This window comes from Seonamhaeicola maritimus (assembly GCF_008056315.1).
In the GTDB taxonomy this organism is placed as follows: Bacteria; Bacteroidota; Bacteroidia; order Flavobacteriales; family Flavobacteriaceae; genus Seonamhaeicola; species Seonamhaeicola maritimus.
The window spans coordinates 731007-747947 of the sequence record NZ_VRKQ01000010.1 but is presented as its reverse complement, the minus strand read 5'-3'; the positions used below and the strand labels follow the sequence as shown (position 1 = coordinate 747947).

Below are 16941 nucleotides of genomic sequence, written 5' to 3'. Positions count from 1 at the left end.
TTTATATTTGTAATCTAGGTTTTATAAAATGACTCAAAACGCTATTCTTTTTATTCCAGATATTTCTGGATTTACTGAGTTTGTTCATCATACAGATATTAGCCATAGTAGGCATATTATTTCTGAGCTTTTAGAACTTTTGATTGATAGTAACACCATGGGTTTGGAGCTGGCAGAAATTGAAGGCGATGCGCTGTTTTTATATAAGCTTGAAGAGGAAGTTGACGTAACCACAATTGAGAAGCAAATAGAAGCCATGTATTTGGCATTTCATTCGCATTTAAAGCGTTATGAGTACCAAAGAATTTGTCATTGTGGTGCATGCTCATCTGCTTATAATTTAAAAATTAAATTTGTAGTGCATTATGGTGAAATAGAGTTTATTAAAGTTAAAGATTCAAAAAAACCCTACGGAAGTAATGTAATACAAGTTCATAGGTTGCTTAAAAATGATGTACCAATTGATGAGTACGCTATTTTTACTGAAAGTGTAAAAGCTTTAAATGAAAATTCACAAAAATTAAAAGCTACTTACGATTTTGGCGAGATTGTATTCACTTTCAACCAGCTATCTCATTTAAAAGAAAATCTACCTGAGATTGACCCTATACCAAAAGATGTTCCAAAAACTTGCTTGCTTAAAGAAACCCTTGAGGTTAAAATTTCGGCTTTAGAGCTTTATGAAATTCTAAGTAATTTTGATTACAGACTACTTTGGGTAAAAGGAATAAATAAACTTGAATACGATAAGAATAAAGTTAATAGAGCAGGTTTAAAACATAAGTGCTTGGTTAATAATCAGGAAATTGACCAAACAACTGTAACTAAAGATGTCAATAAAAATCAGCTTGTATATGGTGAATCAACAACCAATTTTCCTTTTACAAAACGCATGAGTAATTATTTTGTTTTGGAAGAAAAAGAAACTGACTTAACTCAAGTTTATATAGAACTTTTTGCAGATTTTAAGCCATTTAGAATTATAATGAAGCCACTATTAAAGAAAAAACTTAAAAAGGCCATTTTAGAAAACTTCAATTACCTTATTTCTTTAATTGATTCTGGATTTACGTTTAAATCTGATGCCAAAAACTAGTTTTTCAAAAAATCTTTCCTACTTCAAACGTTTTCGTGAAAAAAGGCATTTTTTTATGCTGTTTTATTGGTTACTTTTGCTGGACTAAATAGTTAATACAATAAAAATGAAGACTCTAAACGATTTTAATTTCGAAAATAAAAAAGCCTTAATCCGTGTTGATTTTAATGTACCATTAAATGAAAATTTTGAGGTAACAGATGCTACCAGAATTGTATCTGCAAAACCAACAATCATAAAAATATTAGAAGATGGTGGAAGCTGTATTTTAATGTCGCATTTAGGGCGCCCCAAAGGATTTCAAGATGAGTTTTCGTTAAAGCATATTGTAGAAAAGGTTCAGGATGTTTTAGGAGTTGAAGTTAAGTTTGTTCCAGATTGTGTTGGAGCAGACGTTGAAGCTGCTGCTGCAAGTTTAGAACCAGGTCAAATTTTATTATTAGAAAACCTTCGTTATTACAAAGATGAAACTGCTGGAGATAAAGACTTTGCAGAAAAGCTTTCAAAACTAGGAGATGTTTATGTGAATGATGCCTTTGGTACTGCTCACAGAGCTCATGCATCAACAACTATAGTAGCTCATTTTTTTCCTGAAGACAAATGCTTCGGAAGCTTATTAGCTCAAGAAATTGATAGTATTAAAAAAGTAATGGAGACTGGAGAAAAGCCAGTTTTAGCAATTCTTGGAGGCGCTAAGGTGTCTTCAAAAATTACAATTATAGAGAATATTCTAGATAAAGTAGATCACCTAATCATTGGTGGTGGTATGGCATTTACTTTTGTTAAGGCACAAGGTGGTAAAATAGGAAATTCTATTTGCGAAGATGATAAACAAGAATTGGCTTTAGATATTTTAAAGCAAGCTAAAGAGAAGAATGTACAAATACACATCCCTGTTGATACTATTGCCGCAGACGATTTTAGTAACGACGCTAACACGCAAATTGTTGACATTAACGAAATTCCTGATGGTTGGGAAGGTGTAGATGCAGGACCAAAATCAAGAGTACAATTCCATGATGTAGTAATGCAATCTAAAACTATTCTTTGGAATGGTCCTTTAGGTGTTTTTGAAATGGAAAGTTTTGCCAATGGAACTATAGAATTAGGAAATTCTATTGCAGAGGCTACTAAAAATGGAGCATTCTCACTAGTTGGTGGTGGAGATTCAGTAGCAGCAGTTAAGCAATTTGGTTTCCAAGACAAGGTTAGTTATGTAAGTACTGGTGGTGGAGCAATGTTAGAAAGCTTAGAAGGGAAAACCTTACCGGGTATTGCTGCTATTTTGGAATAATTTGAATTAAGTTTTCAAATTCACATAAAAAATACGATTTTAGCCATACTATCATTCATATTGAATAGATATTATGGCTTTTCGGTTTTATATACTATTAATTTTTTTAGGCTTTTCGGTTTATCTATCTCAAGCTCAAGACGCTGTTATACCTTCGATTGAACACCCAAAAGACTCCATTGTTGATGGAGAAAACCTACTTCCGCCTATAGAGGCAGTAGCCGATAGCACCAACATTAAGAAATTAGAAGACCATGAATTAGCAGCTAGTTTTGATGAAAAATGGTTTCAAGAATTATACAGCAATAACCTGTTTGATTCAATCTACAAGACTGTTTCTGAACTGGATTATAAAGAGGTAGATTACCCAGAGTTACCAACAGATACTTTAAAAGCAAGGCTTGAAGCCCTTAATGCTAGAACACCTTTTAATGTTGAGTATAACCCTTCATTAGAAAGTGTTATTAAGTCGTATTTAAAACATAGAAGAGATCTTATTCAAAGACTTTTAAAATTGAGTGATTTCTACTTTCCAATGTTTGAGCGTGAGTTAGATAACAGTAACATTCCACTAGAAATTAAGTATTTAGCTATAGTAGAATCGGCATTAAAACCAAGAGCAAAATCTAGAGTTGGCGCTACTGGTTTATGGCAGTTTATGTTTAGCACCGGGAAAATGTATGGGCTTGATGTAAGTAGTTATGTTGATGAACGAAGTGACCCTATTAAATCAACAAAAGCAGCCACAAAATATTTGGCAAAATTATATGAGATTTTTGGTGATTGGGATTTGGCTTTAGCAGCCTATAACTCAGGACCGGGAAATGTTTCTAAAGCTATCAGACGTTCCGGAGGTTATAAAAATTATTGGAATATTAGGCATAATTTACCAAGAGAAACAGCAGGATATTTACCGGCGTTTTTAGCCAACATGTACATTTTTGAATATGCTGAAGAACATGGTTTTCATAAAACCAAGCCTGAGTTTAGGCTTGTTGAAACAGACACCGTGTTGGTGAAGAGCATGATTACTTTAGACCAAGTTTCAGAAATAACAGGTACGCCTGTTGAGCAGCTGCAGTTTTTAAATCCTTCATATAAATTAGACATTATTCCTGTCATTAAGGGAGAGAATTATTATTTAAGATTGCCTAGAGAAGCTGTTGGCACTTTTGTAAATAACGAAGAAAAAATTTACGCTTTTGTAAAAGAGGAATTCGCAAAAAGAGAAAAACCACTACCGCAATTTTTTAATGCTAATGATAGAGTTAGATATAAAGTTCGTTCGGGTGATTATTTAGGGAAAATTGCTAGACAATATGGTGTAAGGGTGAGCCAATTAAAAAGTTGGAATGGCTTACGGAGTAATAATTTAAGAATTGGACAACGCTTAACTATTTACCCAAGAAAGCCTTATACCCAATCAGTGGCCTCTACAACAACTAAAAAAACTTCTATTACTAAGCCAATTTCTGGTGATGTAATTATCTATACTGTAAAAAGTGGAGATTCCTTATGGAGTATTTCTCAAAAATTTTCTGGAGTTTCTATACAAAATATTAAAGATTGGAACGGTATTAGTGGTAGTAAACTAAAACCAGGAATGAAGCTTAAAATATCTAAAGGGTAAATTCCTTAATTAAATAAAATATTAGATGAAAAACATTCTTTTATCAACCTTAGTTTTATTGGTTGTAATGTCTTGTAAAGATAAAAACGCAACTAAAGAGAGATACCTTTATGATTCAAATGGTAGTATAAATCATGTTTCTGTAGTTGTTGAAAATGAATTGTGGGATGGTAGAGTTGGAGAAGCTATTAGAGATGTTTTAACCAAGCCAACTTATGGTTTACCTCAAGATGAACCTTTGTTTACTTTGAGTCAAATTCCTCCAAAAGTATTTTCTGATTTTGTTACAAAAAACAGAACAATTCTAAAGCTTGAAATGAATAAAGCCCCTTCAATAGTATTTAAGGATAATGTTTATGCAAAACCACAAAAAGTTATTGTTGTTTCAGGTAAAACGAGGCAAGATATTATAGATGTGATTTCTGAAAATGGGGATAAAATAGTTGAGGTATTTAGAGGTATGGAAATAGCTGAAAGGCAGCGTCAAATGGCAAAATCTCAACATAAGTACATCTCTATTAAAGAAAAGTTAGGGTTAACTGTTCAATTTGCTTCAATTTATGAATTAGCAAAAGAAAGAGACAAATTCTTCTGGTTTAGAAAAGATATTACCACTGGGCATTCACATATTATGATTTATGAATTGCCCTATGATGCCATAGAAAAGAATGACAGTACGGTTACTCAAATAATTAAAATACGAGATTCTATCGGGCAAGCCTATTTTAAAGGTAGGCTTGATGAAACTGTTGATGCTGATGGTAATAAAGTGAGCTCGTTTATGGTTACCGAAGATGCTTATACACCATTTCATGAAGAAACTATTATAGATAATAAACCAGCTTTTGAAACCAAAGGAATTTGGGAACTAACGAATGATTTTATGGGAGGGGCTTTTATAAACTATACTATTGAAGATAAAGTAAACAAGCGTTGGGTTGGTTTAGAAGGGTTTGTCTTTGCGCCATCTGTAGAAAAACGAAATTATATGCTGGAGCTAGAAGCTATTATTAAATCAGTCAAAATTGATTAATTACATAGAGAAATAATAAAAAAGACCAACACATTGTGTTGGTCTTTTTTTATGAATAAAATAAAGTGTTATTCCTTTTTGTTGTTTTCAGCTCCTTCTTCCTCTTTACTAGCGTCTTTAAACTCTTTAATTCCACTTCCAAGACCTCGCATTAACTCAGGTATTTTTTTACCTCCAAATAACAATAAAACAACAACAACAATTAATGCTATTTGCCAAGGTCCAATAGCTAATGGTAACATATATAAGTTCATAATAATTATTTTAAACAACAAAGTTAATAATTAAAGTTTAATAAAATCGTTTTGAACATAACTTTAGTATATACAAAAACTAGTTTGCAATTATTTTAATTAATTTTGCTTTCAATGAAGAAAAAAAAGGAACCTAAAAAAATAAAAAGAAAACTACTTGACAAGTACAGACTTGTTATACTTAACGAGCTTACTTTTGAAGAACGTTTATCTATTAAATTAACAAGATTAAATGTTTTTGTTTTAGGTTCAATCTCTGCTTTATTACTGATAGTTTTAACATATTTATTAATAGCTTTTACGCCACTTAGAGAATATATTCCTGGATACTCTTCAACCAGGTTGAAGAAGAGAGCTACTGAGCTTAGTTTTAAAACAGATTCCCTACAGCAAGTAATAGCCATGAATGAACTGTATTATGGCTCTATTAAAAAGGTGTTGAAGGGAGATGTAAGTACGGTAGACTTTAACAAAGATTCTATTATTGAGGCGGTAAAGTTAGAAGCTGGAGAAGTAGATTTAGCTCCCATAGCAGAGGATTCCCTACTAAGAGAAAAAGTAGATAAAGAAGATAAATACAATTTATTTGAATCTGCCACATCTGCTACTAATTTTGTGTTATTCCCTCCAGTGAGCGGAACTATTAGTGAACCATATAACTTGGAAGAAAAGCACTATGCTGTTGATGTTGTTGTAGCAAAAGACACCCCTGTTAAGGCAACCGCAGATGGAATTGTTATTTTTTCAGAGTGGACCGTAAGCACAGGTTATGTGATTATTTTAGAACACAGCTACGGCCTTATTTCGGTATATAAACACAATGCAGAACTTTCTAAATCTCAAGGAGACTTGGTGAAAGCAGGAGAAGTAATTGCCATTGCGGGAAATACTGGAGAACTTTCAACAGGCCCTCATTTACATTTTGAACTTTGGAACGATGGTTACCCCATCAATCCAACAAATTTTATCGATTTTAAATAATGCTATCCATAAAATCTGCCCTCGCTAAACCATTCGCAAAACGTATTTACAGAAGTGTTCAAAAATGGGCTAAAAACCCAGTTAAAACGCAAGAACAAGTATTTCAAAAATTAATTTCTAGTGCTACTTCAACACAATTTGGGATAGATCATGACTTTATCAGCATCAATTCTCATGATGATTTTGTGAAACGAGTTCCTGTTAGAGATTACGAAGGACTTAAACATTACGTCGAACGGGTTGTTGCAGGAGAAGAAGATATTCTTTGGAAAGGAAAACCCATTTATTTTGCTAAAACCTCGGGAACAACATCAGGTGCAAAATATATTCCCATTACAAAAGAAAGTATGCCTAGTCATACTGAGGCTGCTAGAAATGCTATTTTGCTGTATATTCATGAGACCGGAAATACAAAATTTATTGATGGGAAAATGATATTTCTTCAAGGAAGCCCCATTTTAAATGAGCAAAATGGTGTGAAACTTGGTAGGCTTTCTGGGATAGTTGCCCATTATATTCCTAAATATCTTCAGAAAAATAGGTTGCCTTCGTGGGAAACAAACTGCATTGAAGACTGGGAGACTAAGGTAGATGCAATAGTTGAAGAAACATTGCCTGAAAACATGACAATAATTTCGGGAATTCCTTCTTGGGTGCAAATGTATTTTGAAAAACTTCAGGAGAAGACAGGAAAAAAAGTAGGTGAAATTTTTAAGAATTTCAATCTGTTCATTTTTGGAGGTGTAAATTATGAGCCCTACAGAGCTAAATTTGAAAGTTTAATAGGAAGAAAAGTTGACAGTATAGAGTTTTATCCTGCAAGTGAAGGTTTTTTTGCATATCAGGATAAACAGAATGAGAAAGGGATGTTACTTCAGTTGAATTCTGGGATTTTCTATGAATTTATAAAAGCCGATGAGTTTTTTAATGACAATCCAAAACGAATCACAATAAAGGATGTTGCTATAGGTGTAAATTATGTGATGATAATTTCTACAAATGCTGGTCTTTGGGGTTATAATATTGGGGATACGGTTGAATTCACTTCAATAAATCCATATCGCGTTATCGTTTCAGGCAGAATAAAACATTTTATTTCAGCTTTTGGTGAACACGTAATTGGTAAAGAAGTAGAACAAGCCATTCAAGAGGCTACAGCAGACACCAATATTAGGGTTTCTGAATTTACAGTAGCACCTCAAATTAACCCTAAAGAGGGATTGCCATATCATGAGTGGTTTATTGAGTTTGAAAATGAACCTAAAAATCTTTCCGATTTAGCCAAAAAAATAGATGAGTCACTTCAAAAGCAAAATTCATATTATTTTGACTTAATTAAAGGCAGTGTGCTTCAAACACTTAAAATAACTCGGGTTAAGAAGGATGGATTTAAAAACTACATGAAATCCATTGGGAAATTGGGAGGGCAAAATAAGCTTCCAAGATTATCTAACGACAGAAAAATTGTTGAGGATTTTCCGTACACGTATTAAGTCAAATAGTATTATCTTTGGCAAGGAAAAAATGGCAAATGAGTAATAAAAAACATCATGAGAGAACAAGGGCTCAAGAGAGCTCCAATGCTATTGAGAGGATGTATATTACTATGCGCCATTTATTTATCCGTGGATTTTATAAACCAATGGGGATATCTGGAGAAATGCTCCGTAATTCCTTGTTGCTTTTACGTCCAGAAATTTATGGGTCAATAGGTGAAGAAAAAGCCGAATTAGAGGGCTTGCTATATGTTATTGACAGACTCCCTGAAGGTATTGAAGAATGTACTTTTATCAATTTAACAAGCGATGAAGGCTATTCAAACTCACATTTTAAGCCAATAATACCAGAAAAAAGACGCAGAAATTGTTACAGAATTGATTCTGAACAAATGAATATTGAAATTACCAGAGGGCGTTCTGAAATCTATGATATTTTAACACATCTTACATTTCTGTTTGTAGAATCTCATAAAATTAGCAATCGGGTATTAATAAATGAAGATGAAGGATTAACTACTAGAGATTGGGAAAAACTAGAAAAGGCAGTTTTAACTAAAAAAAAGTTAACCAAAGAAGAGCGTGAAATAGCTATTACTCATACAGCGAATATACTTGGTAGAACTTTTGACGAGCTCAGAGCTGTCTACAAAGATTTTGCTGCACCAAAACAACCAGAAAGGTTATTGCATATTGTTTATTGGTTGGGAAAACTAGCTATAGAAGAACAGGTAAACAATAATAAAAGAACCATTACTTTTAGTCCCGTATTACGCGAGCGTATAGGTCACCACATTCATGGTGAGATATGGGCAGACAATATTAAAGAGGTACTGTTTAAAAATAATTTATTAGATAGACCAATTCATATGATTAGTGCTAATATGCATAGTGTTATGAATACGCTTTTTGTTCCATCGGCTTTAAAGACATCTGCTGCTAAAAAGGATATATTTGAGGTTTATGAATCTTTAAGCAATAAAGAAAATGAACCTTTACGCAATAAAGTAGGTGCTGAAGCGTTGCGAAATGGAATGACATATATTAAGGATACTTCGGGTACTAATATTGATGTTCAAGTCTTTGATACAACAAAAATTGATGCTGCAAAGGTAGATATAGATATTGATGAGGTTATTTTAGTTGAAAAGAAACCGATTATTTTGGTAATGGATTATGCTTTTGGAGAACAGGCGTATGAAACAATTGATGAGTTGTTAAAACCTTATAATAGGAACGGAGAAAAAATCCATATAAACGTGGAGTCAATTTCTATTATGGGTAAAGCCGGTATATTGGAAGGAGGTAAAGGAGATATTATGATACCATCGGCACATATTTTTGAGGGGACAGCGGATAATTATCCTTTTAAAAATGAACTAAAAAAAGAACATTTAGACGACCAAGGTGTTGATGTTTATGAGGGATCTATGATTACTGTTTTAGGAACATCCCTTCAAAATAAAGATATTTTAAAGTTCTTTTACAATTCAACATGGCAGGTTATTGGCCTTGAAATGGAAGGAGCCCATTATCAAAAAGCCATTCAAGCGGCTTCAAAAGTAAGAGGAAGCATTAATTCAAATGTAAAAGTGAGGTATGCCTATTACGCTAGTGATAATCCTTTAGAAACGGGAGCTACATTAGCTTCTGGCGGTTTAGGAACTACTGGTGTAAAACCTACATATTTAATAACAAGAACTATTTTAAAACAAATATTAAACTAACACTATATAATTATGAGTAAGGATTCACAGCAATCTGAAGAGGTAGATTTAGGTCAGTTATTTCAGTTGATTGGAAATGCTTTTAACAGGTTGTTTTCATTTATTGGAAGCATGCTAAATAAATTATTTTTAGCATTTGTTTGGTTCGTATTTTTTATAAAAAAGCATTTTATAAAGTTTGTTATAGCTGGTGTTTTAGGGATTGGGTTAGGTATTATTAAAGAAAAAACCTCGGAACCTGTATATAAATCAAACATTACAGTTAAACAGAATTATCAAACGGGTGAAAACCTATCTAATTCAATTAATTATTACAATGAGTTGGTTGAACAGGGAGATGTTAATACATTATCTAGAGTTTTAAATATAGATTCTTTAAACGCCTCATCAATTTTAGGTTTGGAAATGGAGTCTGTTATCAGTGAAAATCAAAAATTAGAGAGATATGATGAATATTTAAAAGGGTTAGATTCTGTTTTAGCTTCAACTATTGAGTACAAAACGTATTTAGAAAATGAAAAGGACTATAATCATTCTATGCAACAAATAACAATTAAGTCTAGAGAAAGAAATAATTTCAAGGGGGTATTTAATGAAATTGTTAATAATATCAATTCAAACTCTTATTTCGTTAGGGAGCAACATAAGGATACTTTAGAACTTCTTAATAGAATGAGTTCCCTAAAGCAAGCATTAATTAAGTCCGATTCTTTACAGAGCACATATAAAAGGGTTTTGGAAATGAGAGAAACAGAAGAGGGATCTTCTCAGACAAGTGTGACCATAAAAAATGCCGATGATGTAAATAAAACTAGAGAGTTTGATTTGTATAAAAATGATTTGGAATTACAAAGAGAAATCGTTGAATTAGAAAGACAATTAGAGGATAAAAAATATGTTCTAGAAGTTATTTCTAGTAAACAAGATAGTGGTAGCGTTGATAATAGAATGAGGCTATTGAGTTTAGATTTGAGTCCAAAACTGTTTTATGCAATTGTTTTTGAATTAATACTATTTTTTGTTTTAATAGGCTTGACTTTTATTAAATTCCTTGAACGCTACAAAGACAAAGTGTTGTAAATGACAATTTTAGTAACAGGTGGAGCCGGTTTTATAGGATCAAATTTTATAGTTTATTTTCTTAAACAATATCCTTCTGTTCAAGTTGTAAATCTTGATAAGCTGACTTATGCTGGGTCACTTTCAAATTTAAGGGAGATTGAAGAAAACAGTAATTATACTTTTCTAAAAGGAGATATTTGTGATAGAAATTTAATTGAGAGTTTATTTAAAGAGTTTGACTTCCAAGGAGTTATTCATTTTGCGGCAGAGTCCCATGTAGATAATTCTATTAAGAGACCCAATGAATTTATAAATACTAATGTTTTAGGAACCTTTAATTTAATCGATGTAGCAAAAGACCATTGGATGGCATCTACAAATAAAATAAAAACGGAGTATAAGAATGCACGATTTCACCATATATCAACTGATGAAGTCTATGGCACACTAGGAGAAACTGGGTTATTTACAGAGAATACACCCTATGCGCCTAATAGCCCCTATAGCGCATCAAAGGCCTCATCTGATTTTATTGTTAGAAGTTATCACCATACTTATGGAATGAATGTTGTAACTACTAATTGTTCTAATAATTATGGACCAAAGCAGCACGATGAAAAATTAATTCCAACTATTATTAGAAAGGCTTTGGCAGATGAACCTATACCAATTTATGGAGATGGTAAAAATGTTAGGGACTGGTTATATGTAGATGATCATTGCATGGGAATAGATTTGGTTTTTTCAAAAGGAGTTCCAGGTGAGACATATAACATTGGAGGGTGTAACGAAAGAAATAATTTATATATTGCTAATACAATATGTGGGATTTTGGATGAATTAAAACCCAAAAGTAGATCTTATAAGGACCTAATTACTTTTGTTAAAGATAGGCCAGGTCATGATTTCAGGTATGCTATTGATGCCTCAAAAATTGAAAAACATTTAGGGTGGAATGCTGATGAAAATTTTGAAACAGGTATAGTAAAGACGGTCGATTGGTATATAAATAAATATTGTAGTTAATGAAAGGCATTATATTGGCTGGAGGTTCGGGAACAAGGCTCTATCCGCTTACAAAAGTGGTTAGTAAACAGTTGATGCCAATTTACGATAAACCCATGATTTATTATCCTTTAACTACTTTAATGGCTTCCGGTATTAAGGATATTCTAATTATTTCCACATCTAAAGATATTTTAAGGTTCCAAGAACTTTTAGGAGATGGATCTAGTTATGGCTGTCAATTCCAATACGCTATTCAAGAAGAGCCTAAAGGGTTAGCAGAAGCATTTTTAATTGGTGAAAAATTTATTGGAAAAGAAAGTGTAGCTTTAATCTTAGGAGACAATATCTTCTACGGCTCAGGTCTTCATAAAACCTTGCAATCTCTTTTAAATCCTATTGGAGGGGTAATTTTTGCGTATCATGTACACGACCCGCAACGTTATGGTGTTGTAGAATTTGATGACAGTAACAAAGTCATTTCGCTTGAAGAAAAGCCTACCAACCCTAAATCTAATTACGTAGTACCAGGTATTTACTTTTATGACAATCAGGTTATAGAAATTGCAAAAAGTATTAAACCAAGTAGTAGAGGAGAACTTGAAATAACCGATGTTAATAAGAAGTATTTAGAGTTAGGCAAGTTAAATGTTCAAATTTTAGATAAGGGTACAGCATGGTTAGATACAGGAACCTTTCAGTCTTTAATGCAAGCATCCCAGTTCGTTCAAGTTATAGAGGAGCGTCAAGGACAAAAAATAGGGTGTATTGAAGAAGTAGCCTATAAAATGGGGTATATCAATAAAGAGGAACTTAACAACTTAGCATTTCCCTTACTGAAAAGTGGTTATGGTGAATATCTTAAACAATTAATATAGCATTCATGATAGTTGAAGAGACCACTTTAGAAGGCTGTTTGCTTATCAAACCTAGTATTTTTAAAGATGATAGGGGACTTTTTCTTGAAAATTTCAATGAAATACTTTTTGAAGAGAAAACAGGAGTTAAACCTAATTTTGTTCAAGACAATTTATCTATATCTGCTAAAGGAGTATTGAGAGGGCTTCATTTTCAAACGGGCGAATTTGCTCAAGCAAAACTTGTTAGTGTCATAAAAGGTAGGGTTTTAGATGTATGCGTTGATATTCGAGAAAACTCTGAAACATTCGGCAAGCATTTTTCAATAATTCTTGATGATGTAGAAAAAAGGCAATTATACATTCCCAAGTGGTTTGCACATGGGTTTTTAGCCTTAGAAGAAGGTACAATCTTTTCATATAAATGTGACAGTTATTATAACAAAGCTTCAGAATCTGGAATACTGTTTAATGATGAAAAATTAAATATTGATTGGGGCGTATCGCATAATCAACTAATTGTTTCAGAAAAAGACAAAAATCTACCAACCTTAGAGACTTTGTTAAATGCCTATTAAAGTTTTAGTTACAGGTGCTGATGGACAATTGGGCAAGACATTCCAAGATTTAGCTCCAAAATATAAGGAGTTGATTGATTTTTATTTTGTTTCAAAAGAAGAATTAGATATATCTAAAACAGATAATCTTAAAAAGGACTTTAATTCTAATGAATTTGATTACTGTATCAATTGTGCAGCTTATACTAATGTGGAACAAGCTGAAAAGACACCTGATATCGCTTATAAGATAAATGCAGAATCAGTTAAGAATTTAGCACAGGTTTGTAAAAATTATAATGTGATTCTCGTTCACATTTCTACGGACTATGTGTTTGATGGTGCTAAAAAATCGCCTTATACCATAGATGATATTCCTAATCCCATCAATGAATACGGGAAATCTAAATTACTGGGTGAGCAACATATTCAAATGACTCTAGACAAGTATTTTATTGTTAGAACCTCATGGTTATATAGTAAAAAGTATGGGAAGAATTTTTATAGGTTTGTTTTAAATGAGGTTAGTAAAGGAAACAAACTATCGATTACCACAGACCAGAAGGCGAATCCAACGGATACTGTTGATTTGGCAAATTTTATTATTAAATTAATCCAGACAAATTCGTCTGATTATGGGTTGGTTCATTTCTCAGGATCAAAAAGCATGACTTGGTATGATTTTGCCAAATTAATAGTAATTGAGAACAAAATTGAAAATGTTGAATTAGTCGAAGTAGATTCATTTAACACTTTAGCAAAAAGGCCTAAATATAGTGCCTTGGGATAACAAGTGTTTTGCGCAAATTTGGTTACTTTTGAAATAGATGGAAATAAAAAACTTAAAAATTGCCGTAGTAGGTTTAGGATATGTTGGTTTGCCTTTAGGAATTGAATTTTCAAAAAAGGGATTTGATGTTGTAGGGTTTGATGTAAACGAATATAGAGTTAAGGAATTAGAAAAAGGGATAGATACTACTTCAGAAATATTGAAGAGCGATTTTTTAGAAGCAAAAGCAATTAAATTTTCCTTTAAAGAAAAGGATATTGAGGATGCGGATATTTATATTGTAACCGTGCCAACACCAATTGATGAGTTTAATAGACCAAACTTGAATTTTTTAATTGAAGCTAGTCGGACCGTTGGTAAGTATCTGTCAAAAGGGAACATAGTTATATATGAATCAACAGTTTATCCCGGCTGTACTGAAGAAGTATGTGTGCCGGAGTTGGTACAATCTAGCGGACTGAGGTTTAATATAGATTTTTATTGTGGCTATTCTCCTGAAAGAATTAACCCTGGAGACCCTGTAAGGAAGGTTCATAATATTGTTAAGATCACCTCTGGGAGTACACCAGAAATAGCAAATATAGTAGATAGTTTATATAAAAGTATTGTAACTGTTGGCACTCATAAAGCTTCAAGTTTGAAAGTAGCGGAAGCTGGTAAAATAATTGAGAATATTCAGAGAGATTTAAATATTTCTTTAATGAATGAACTAGCACTAATATTCGATAAGCTTGATATAGATACCCTAGAAGTTTTAGAAGCAGCCGGCACAAAATGGAACTTCTTACCGTTTAGGCCAGGTCTAGTTGGCGGCCATTGTATAGGTGTAGACCCTTATTATTTAACTCATAAAGCTGAAAGTTTAGGTTATCATCCTGATGTTATTTTATCAGGAAGACGTGTAAATGATAATATGGGAGTTCATGTGGCAAATAAGGTTATTAAATTATTGGTGGATAGGGGAAGTATTATTAAAGGTGCTAAAATTTTAGTACTTGGAATTACATTTAAAGAGAATTGTCCAGATATTAGAAATTCCAGAGTTATTGATGTGGTAAGAGAACTTCATGGTTTTGGAGTTGAAATAGATGTTTATGATCCATATGCAATTGAGGAAGAGGTGAAAAAGGAATATGATTTAGATTTGATTAAGAAGATAAACTATAGTTACGATGCTGTTGTACTTGCCGTGGGACATGATGCTTTTAAATCTATTGACTACAACCAATTTATTCAAAGAGGAGACTGTGTCATTTATGATGTAAAGAGTGTTTTGCCTCGAGATGTTATTACCGATAGGCTGTAATTGTTTATTAAAAACAACGAATTGAAAAAGAGAGACATTATATTGAAAAGGGTTTTTGATATATGTTTGTCTATACTAGGGCTGATTGTTTTATGGTGGCTCATTGTTCTTTTAGCATTTATTGCTTTTCTAGATACCAGACAAAAAGGAATTTTTAATCAGATTCGAGTTGGAAAGGAAGGAAGGTTATTTAACATTTATAAGATTAGAACCATTAAAACTAACTCTAAAAATTCTGAAAGGATATCTAGTTTAGGTAAATTTTTAAGAAAATCAAAGTTAGATGAATTACCCCAACTTATAAATGTTCTAATAGGTGACATGAGTTTTGTTGGGCCTAGACCAGACTTAAAAGGGTTTGCTAATAACTTGTCAGGAGAAGATCGAATCATTCTTACTGTAAGACCAGGTATAACAGGAATAGCTTCGTTATATTTTAGAGATGAAGAAGCTACGTTAAATCAGAAGAGGAATCCTGAGAAATATAATAGAACAGTAATTTGGCCTAAAAAAGTGGAATTGAATAAAGCTTATATAGAAAATTATAGTTTTATAAATGATTTGAGAATAATACTTAGAACTATTTTGGAAGTATGAGTTCAAGAATTAGATTGTCATCTCCTCATATGGGAGGAGGTGAACTTAAGTATATTAAGGAGGCGATTGACACCAACTGGGTGGCGCCAGTTGGAGCTAATATATCTAATTTTGAAAAAGATTTAGAAAACTATTTAGGAGAAGGAAACCATGTTACGGCCCTATCTTCAGGAACTGCAGCAATACATTTAGCTTTAATATTGGCGGGAGTTGAGAAGGGTGATGAAGTAATTTGCCAAAGCTTAACGTTTGCAGCTTCTGCTTTTCCAATATTATATCAAGGAGCTATACCAGTATTTGTGGATAGTGAAAGGGAAACTTGGAATATGTGTCCCAATTATCTCGAGGAAGCTATTAAAGACCGAATTAAAAAAGGAATAAAGCCTAAAGTAATTATTTTAGTGCATATTTTTGGTATGCCAGCAAAAATGGATGAAATAATAAGGATTTCTAAGAAATATGGTATTCCAATTATTGAAGATGCTGCCGAAGCATTAGGTTCAGAATATAACGGTCAAAAATGTGGTACGCTTGGAGATTTTGGGATATTCTCATTTAATGGTAATAAAGTAATTACCACTTCGGGCGGTGGAGCTCTAGTTACAAAAAGTAAGCCGCTTAAGGAAAAAACGATTTATTTGGCTACGCAGGCTAAGGATAATTTACCTTATTATCAGCATAGTCAATTAGGGTTTAATTATAGAATGAGCAATATTTCGGCAGGTATTGGAAGAGGACAAATGGAGGTTTTAGATGGTTATATTTCTATAAGAAGGTCGAATAATAAGTTTTATTATAATTTATTTAAGCCCTATAAATTTATAGAAGTTTTTTCAGAATATAATTCCAAAATAAAGTCGAATCATTGGCTAACGTGTATTTTATTAAAAAAAGATGAACCTATTGAGGATGTAAAGAGATTGTTTGATCTTTTCAAAACAAATAATATAGAGTCTAAATTAATGTGGAAACCTTTACATATGCAGCCTATTTTTAGTAGTTATTCATTTTATGGAAATAGGATTGCCGAGTCAATATTCGAACAAGGGTTATGTTTGCCGTCTGGCTCTAATTTAACAAAAACAGAGAAGGAAACCATTGCAGAGGTTGTATTAATGCATATAGATGATTAGGTATTATTAGTCTAGGATTATAAATTGGAGGAAGGTCTAAAATAAATAAAACTTGAATAACTTCCTTAATAGTTATGATGAGAATATTTAAGTATTGAAATAACCATTATTGTTTAGCTTGTC

General features: G+C 32.5%; 16 protein-coding genes. 15 read left to right on the top strand and 1 reads right to left on the bottom strand.

What is annotated here, in order from left to right; all coding sequences use genetic code 11:
• Positions 1 to 28: 28 nt before the first annotated feature.
• The 4 genes from FUA22_RS11470 to FUA22_RS11455 all read left to right on the top strand — a co-directional run bounded on the left by FUA22_RS11470 (position 29) and on the right by FUA22_RS11455 (position 5053).
• Positions 29 to 1096, top strand: a complete 1068-nt coding sequence (locus FUA22_RS11470) for a DUF2652 domain-containing protein (RefSeq protein WP_147768447.1) — start codon at positions 29 to 31, stop codon at positions 1094 to 1096.
• Between the two features lie 106 nt (positions 1097 to 1202).
• Complete coding sequence (locus tag FUA22_RS11465) at positions 1203 to 2390, top strand: phosphoglycerate kinase (RefSeq protein ID WP_147768445.1); 1188 nt, start codon at positions 1203 to 1205, stop codon at positions 2388 to 2390.
• Positions 2391 to 2463: 73 nt separating this feature from the next.
• A complete protein-coding gene (locus FUA22_RS11460; protein ID WP_147768443.1) occupies positions 2464 to 4020 on the top strand; it encodes a LysM peptidoglycan-binding domain-containing protein in 1557 nt (518 codons plus the stop codon).
• Positions 4021 to 4045: 25 nt separating this feature from the next.
• Entirely contained in the window at positions 4046 to 5053 is a 1008-nt protein-coding gene (locus FUA22_RS11455; RefSeq protein WP_147768440.1) for a DUF4837 family protein, read from the top strand.
• Positions 5054 to 5121: 68 nt separating this feature from the next.
• On the opposite strand, the gene FUA22_RS11450 is transcribed toward FUA22_RS11455, so the two are convergent.
• A complete protein-coding gene (locus FUA22_RS11450; protein ID WP_147768439.1) occupies positions 5122 to 5307 on the bottom strand; it encodes a twin-arginine translocase TatA/TatE family subunit in 186 nt (61 codons plus the stop codon).
• 114 nt (positions 5308 to 5421) lie between these two features.
• Between FUA22_RS11450 and FUA22_RS11445 the strand changes: the two genes are divergently transcribed.
• Genes FUA22_RS11445 through FUA22_RS11395 form a run of 11 tightly spaced genes read left to right on the top strand, consistent with a single transcriptional unit; the run spans position 5422 to position 16818 of the window.
• A complete protein-coding gene (locus tag FUA22_RS11445) occupies positions 5422 to 6288 on the top strand; it encodes a M23 family metallopeptidase (protein WP_147768437.1) in 867 nt (288 codons plus the stop codon).
• Positions 6288 to 7781, top strand: a complete 1494-nt coding sequence (locus FUA22_RS11440) for a GH3 auxin-responsive promoter family protein (RefSeq protein WP_147768435.1) — start codon at positions 6288 to 6290, stop codon at positions 7779 to 7781. The genes FUA22_RS11445 and FUA22_RS11440 overlap by 1 nt, the downstream gene beginning before the upstream one ends.
• 38 nt (positions 7782 to 7819) lie before the next feature.
• Positions 7820 to 9511, top strand: a complete 1692-nt coding sequence (locus tag FUA22_RS11435; RefSeq protein ID WP_147768433.1) for a DUF6909 family protein — start codon at positions 7820 to 7822, stop codon at positions 9509 to 9511.
• Positions 9512 to 9523: 12 nt separating this feature from the next.
• Complete coding sequence (locus FUA22_RS11430; RefSeq protein ID WP_147768431.1) at positions 9524 to 10591, top strand: hypothetical protein; 1068 nt, start codon at positions 9524 to 9526, stop codon at positions 10589 to 10591.
• Positions 10592 to 11599, top strand: a complete 1008-nt coding sequence (gene rfbB, locus FUA22_RS11425) for a dTDP-glucose 4,6-dehydratase (RefSeq protein ID WP_147768429.1) — start codon at positions 10592 to 10594, stop codon at positions 11597 to 11599. It begins immediately after the preceding gene.
• Entirely contained in the window at positions 11599 to 12456 is an 858-nt protein-coding gene (gene rfbA, locus FUA22_RS11420; RefSeq protein WP_147768427.1) for a glucose-1-phosphate thymidylyltransferase RfbA, read from the top strand. The genes rfbB and rfbA overlap by 1 nt, the downstream gene beginning before the upstream one ends.
• Positions 12457 to 12461: 5 nt before the next feature.
• Positions 12462 to 13013 carry a dTDP-4-dehydrorhamnose 3,5-epimerase gene (gene rfbC, locus FUA22_RS11415; RefSeq protein WP_147768425.1) on the top strand — a complete coding sequence of 184 codons (552 nt, stop codon included), beginning with the start codon at positions 12462 to 12464 and terminating at the stop codon, positions 13011 to 13013.
• Positions 13003 to 13782 (top strand): dTDP-4-dehydrorhamnose reductase, encoded by a 780-nt coding sequence (rfbD, locus tag FUA22_RS11410; protein ID WP_147768423.1) that lies wholly within the window; start codon positions 13003 to 13005, stop codon positions 13780 to 13782. The genes rfbC and rfbD overlap by 11 nt, the downstream gene beginning before the upstream one ends.
• Before the next feature lie 37 nt (positions 13783 to 13819).
• Positions 13820 to 15088, top strand: a complete 1269-nt coding sequence (locus FUA22_RS11405; protein ID WP_147768421.1) for a nucleotide sugar dehydrogenase — start codon at positions 13820 to 13822, stop codon at positions 15086 to 15088.
• A 21-nt stretch (positions 15089 to 15109) separates the two neighbouring features.
• Entirely contained in the window at positions 15110 to 15685 is a 576-nt protein-coding gene (locus FUA22_RS11400) for a sugar transferase (protein WP_241664814.1), read from the top strand.
• Positions 15682 to 16818, top strand: a complete 1137-nt coding sequence (locus tag FUA22_RS11395; RefSeq protein WP_147768419.1) for an aminotransferase class I/II-fold pyridoxal phosphate-dependent enzyme — start codon at positions 15682 to 15684, stop codon at positions 16816 to 16818. Before FUA22_RS11400 ends, FUA22_RS11395 begins: the two co-directional genes overlap by 4 nt.
• The last annotated feature ends 123 nt before the right edge of the window (positions 16819 to 16941 follow it).

Bases quoted from the DNA above. Each gene is read 5' to 3' on its own strand.
- FUA22_RS11445 (WP_147768437.1), top strand. From the start codon at position 5,422: ATGAAGAAAAAAAAGGAACCTAAAAAAATAAAAAGAAAACTACTTGAC.
- FUA22_RS11405 (WP_147768421.1), top strand. From the start codon at position 13,820: ATGGAAATAAAAAACTTAAAAATTGCCGTAGTAGGTTTAGGATATGTT.
- FUA22_RS11395 (WP_147768419.1), top strand. From the start codon at position 15,682: ATGAGTTCAAGAATTAGATTGTCATCTCCTCATATGGGAGGAGGTGAA.
- FUA22_RS11430 (WP_147768431.1), top strand. From the start codon at position 9,524: ATGAGTAAGGATTCACAGCAATCTGAAGAGGTAGATTTAGGTCAGTTA.
- rfbB (WP_147768429.1), top strand. From the start codon at position 10,592: ATGACAATTTTAGTAACAGGTGGAGCCGGTTTTATAGGATCAAATTTT.
- rfbC (WP_147768425.1), top strand. From the start codon at position 12,462: ATGATAGTTGAAGAGACCACTTTAGAAGGCTGTTTGCTTATCAAACCT.
- FUA22_RS11460 (WP_147768443.1), top strand. From the start codon at position 2,464: ATGGCTTTTCGGTTTTATATACTATTAATTTTTTTAGGCTTTTCGGTT.
- FUA22_RS11465 (WP_147768445.1), top strand. From the start codon at position 1,203: ATGAAGACTCTAAACGATTTTAATTTCGAAAATAAAAAAGCCTTAATC.
- FUA22_RS11470 (WP_147768447.1), top strand. From the start codon at position 29: ATGACTCAAAACGCTATTCTTTTTATTCCAGATATTTCTGGATTTACT.
- rfbD (WP_147768423.1), top strand. From the start codon at position 13,003: ATGCCTATTAAAGTTTTAGTTACAGGTGCTGATGGACAATTGGGCAAG.
- rfbA (WP_147768427.1), top strand. From the start codon at position 11,599: ATGAAAGGCATTATATTGGCTGGAGGTTCGGGAACAAGGCTCTATCCG.
- FUA22_RS11435 (WP_147768433.1), top strand. From the start codon at position 7,820: ATGAGTAATAAAAAACATCATGAGAGAACAAGGGCTCAAGAGAGCTCC.
- FUA22_RS11450 (WP_147768439.1), bottom strand. From the start codon at position 5,307: ATGAACTTATATATGTTACCATTAGCTATTGGACCTTGGCAAATAGCA.
- FUA22_RS11440 (WP_147768435.1), top strand. From the start codon at position 6,288: ATGCTATCCATAAAATCTGCCCTCGCTAAACCATTCGCAAAACGTATT.
- FUA22_RS11455 (WP_147768440.1), top strand. From the start codon at position 4,046: ATGAAAAACATTCTTTTATCAACCTTAGTTTTATTGGTTGTAATGTCT.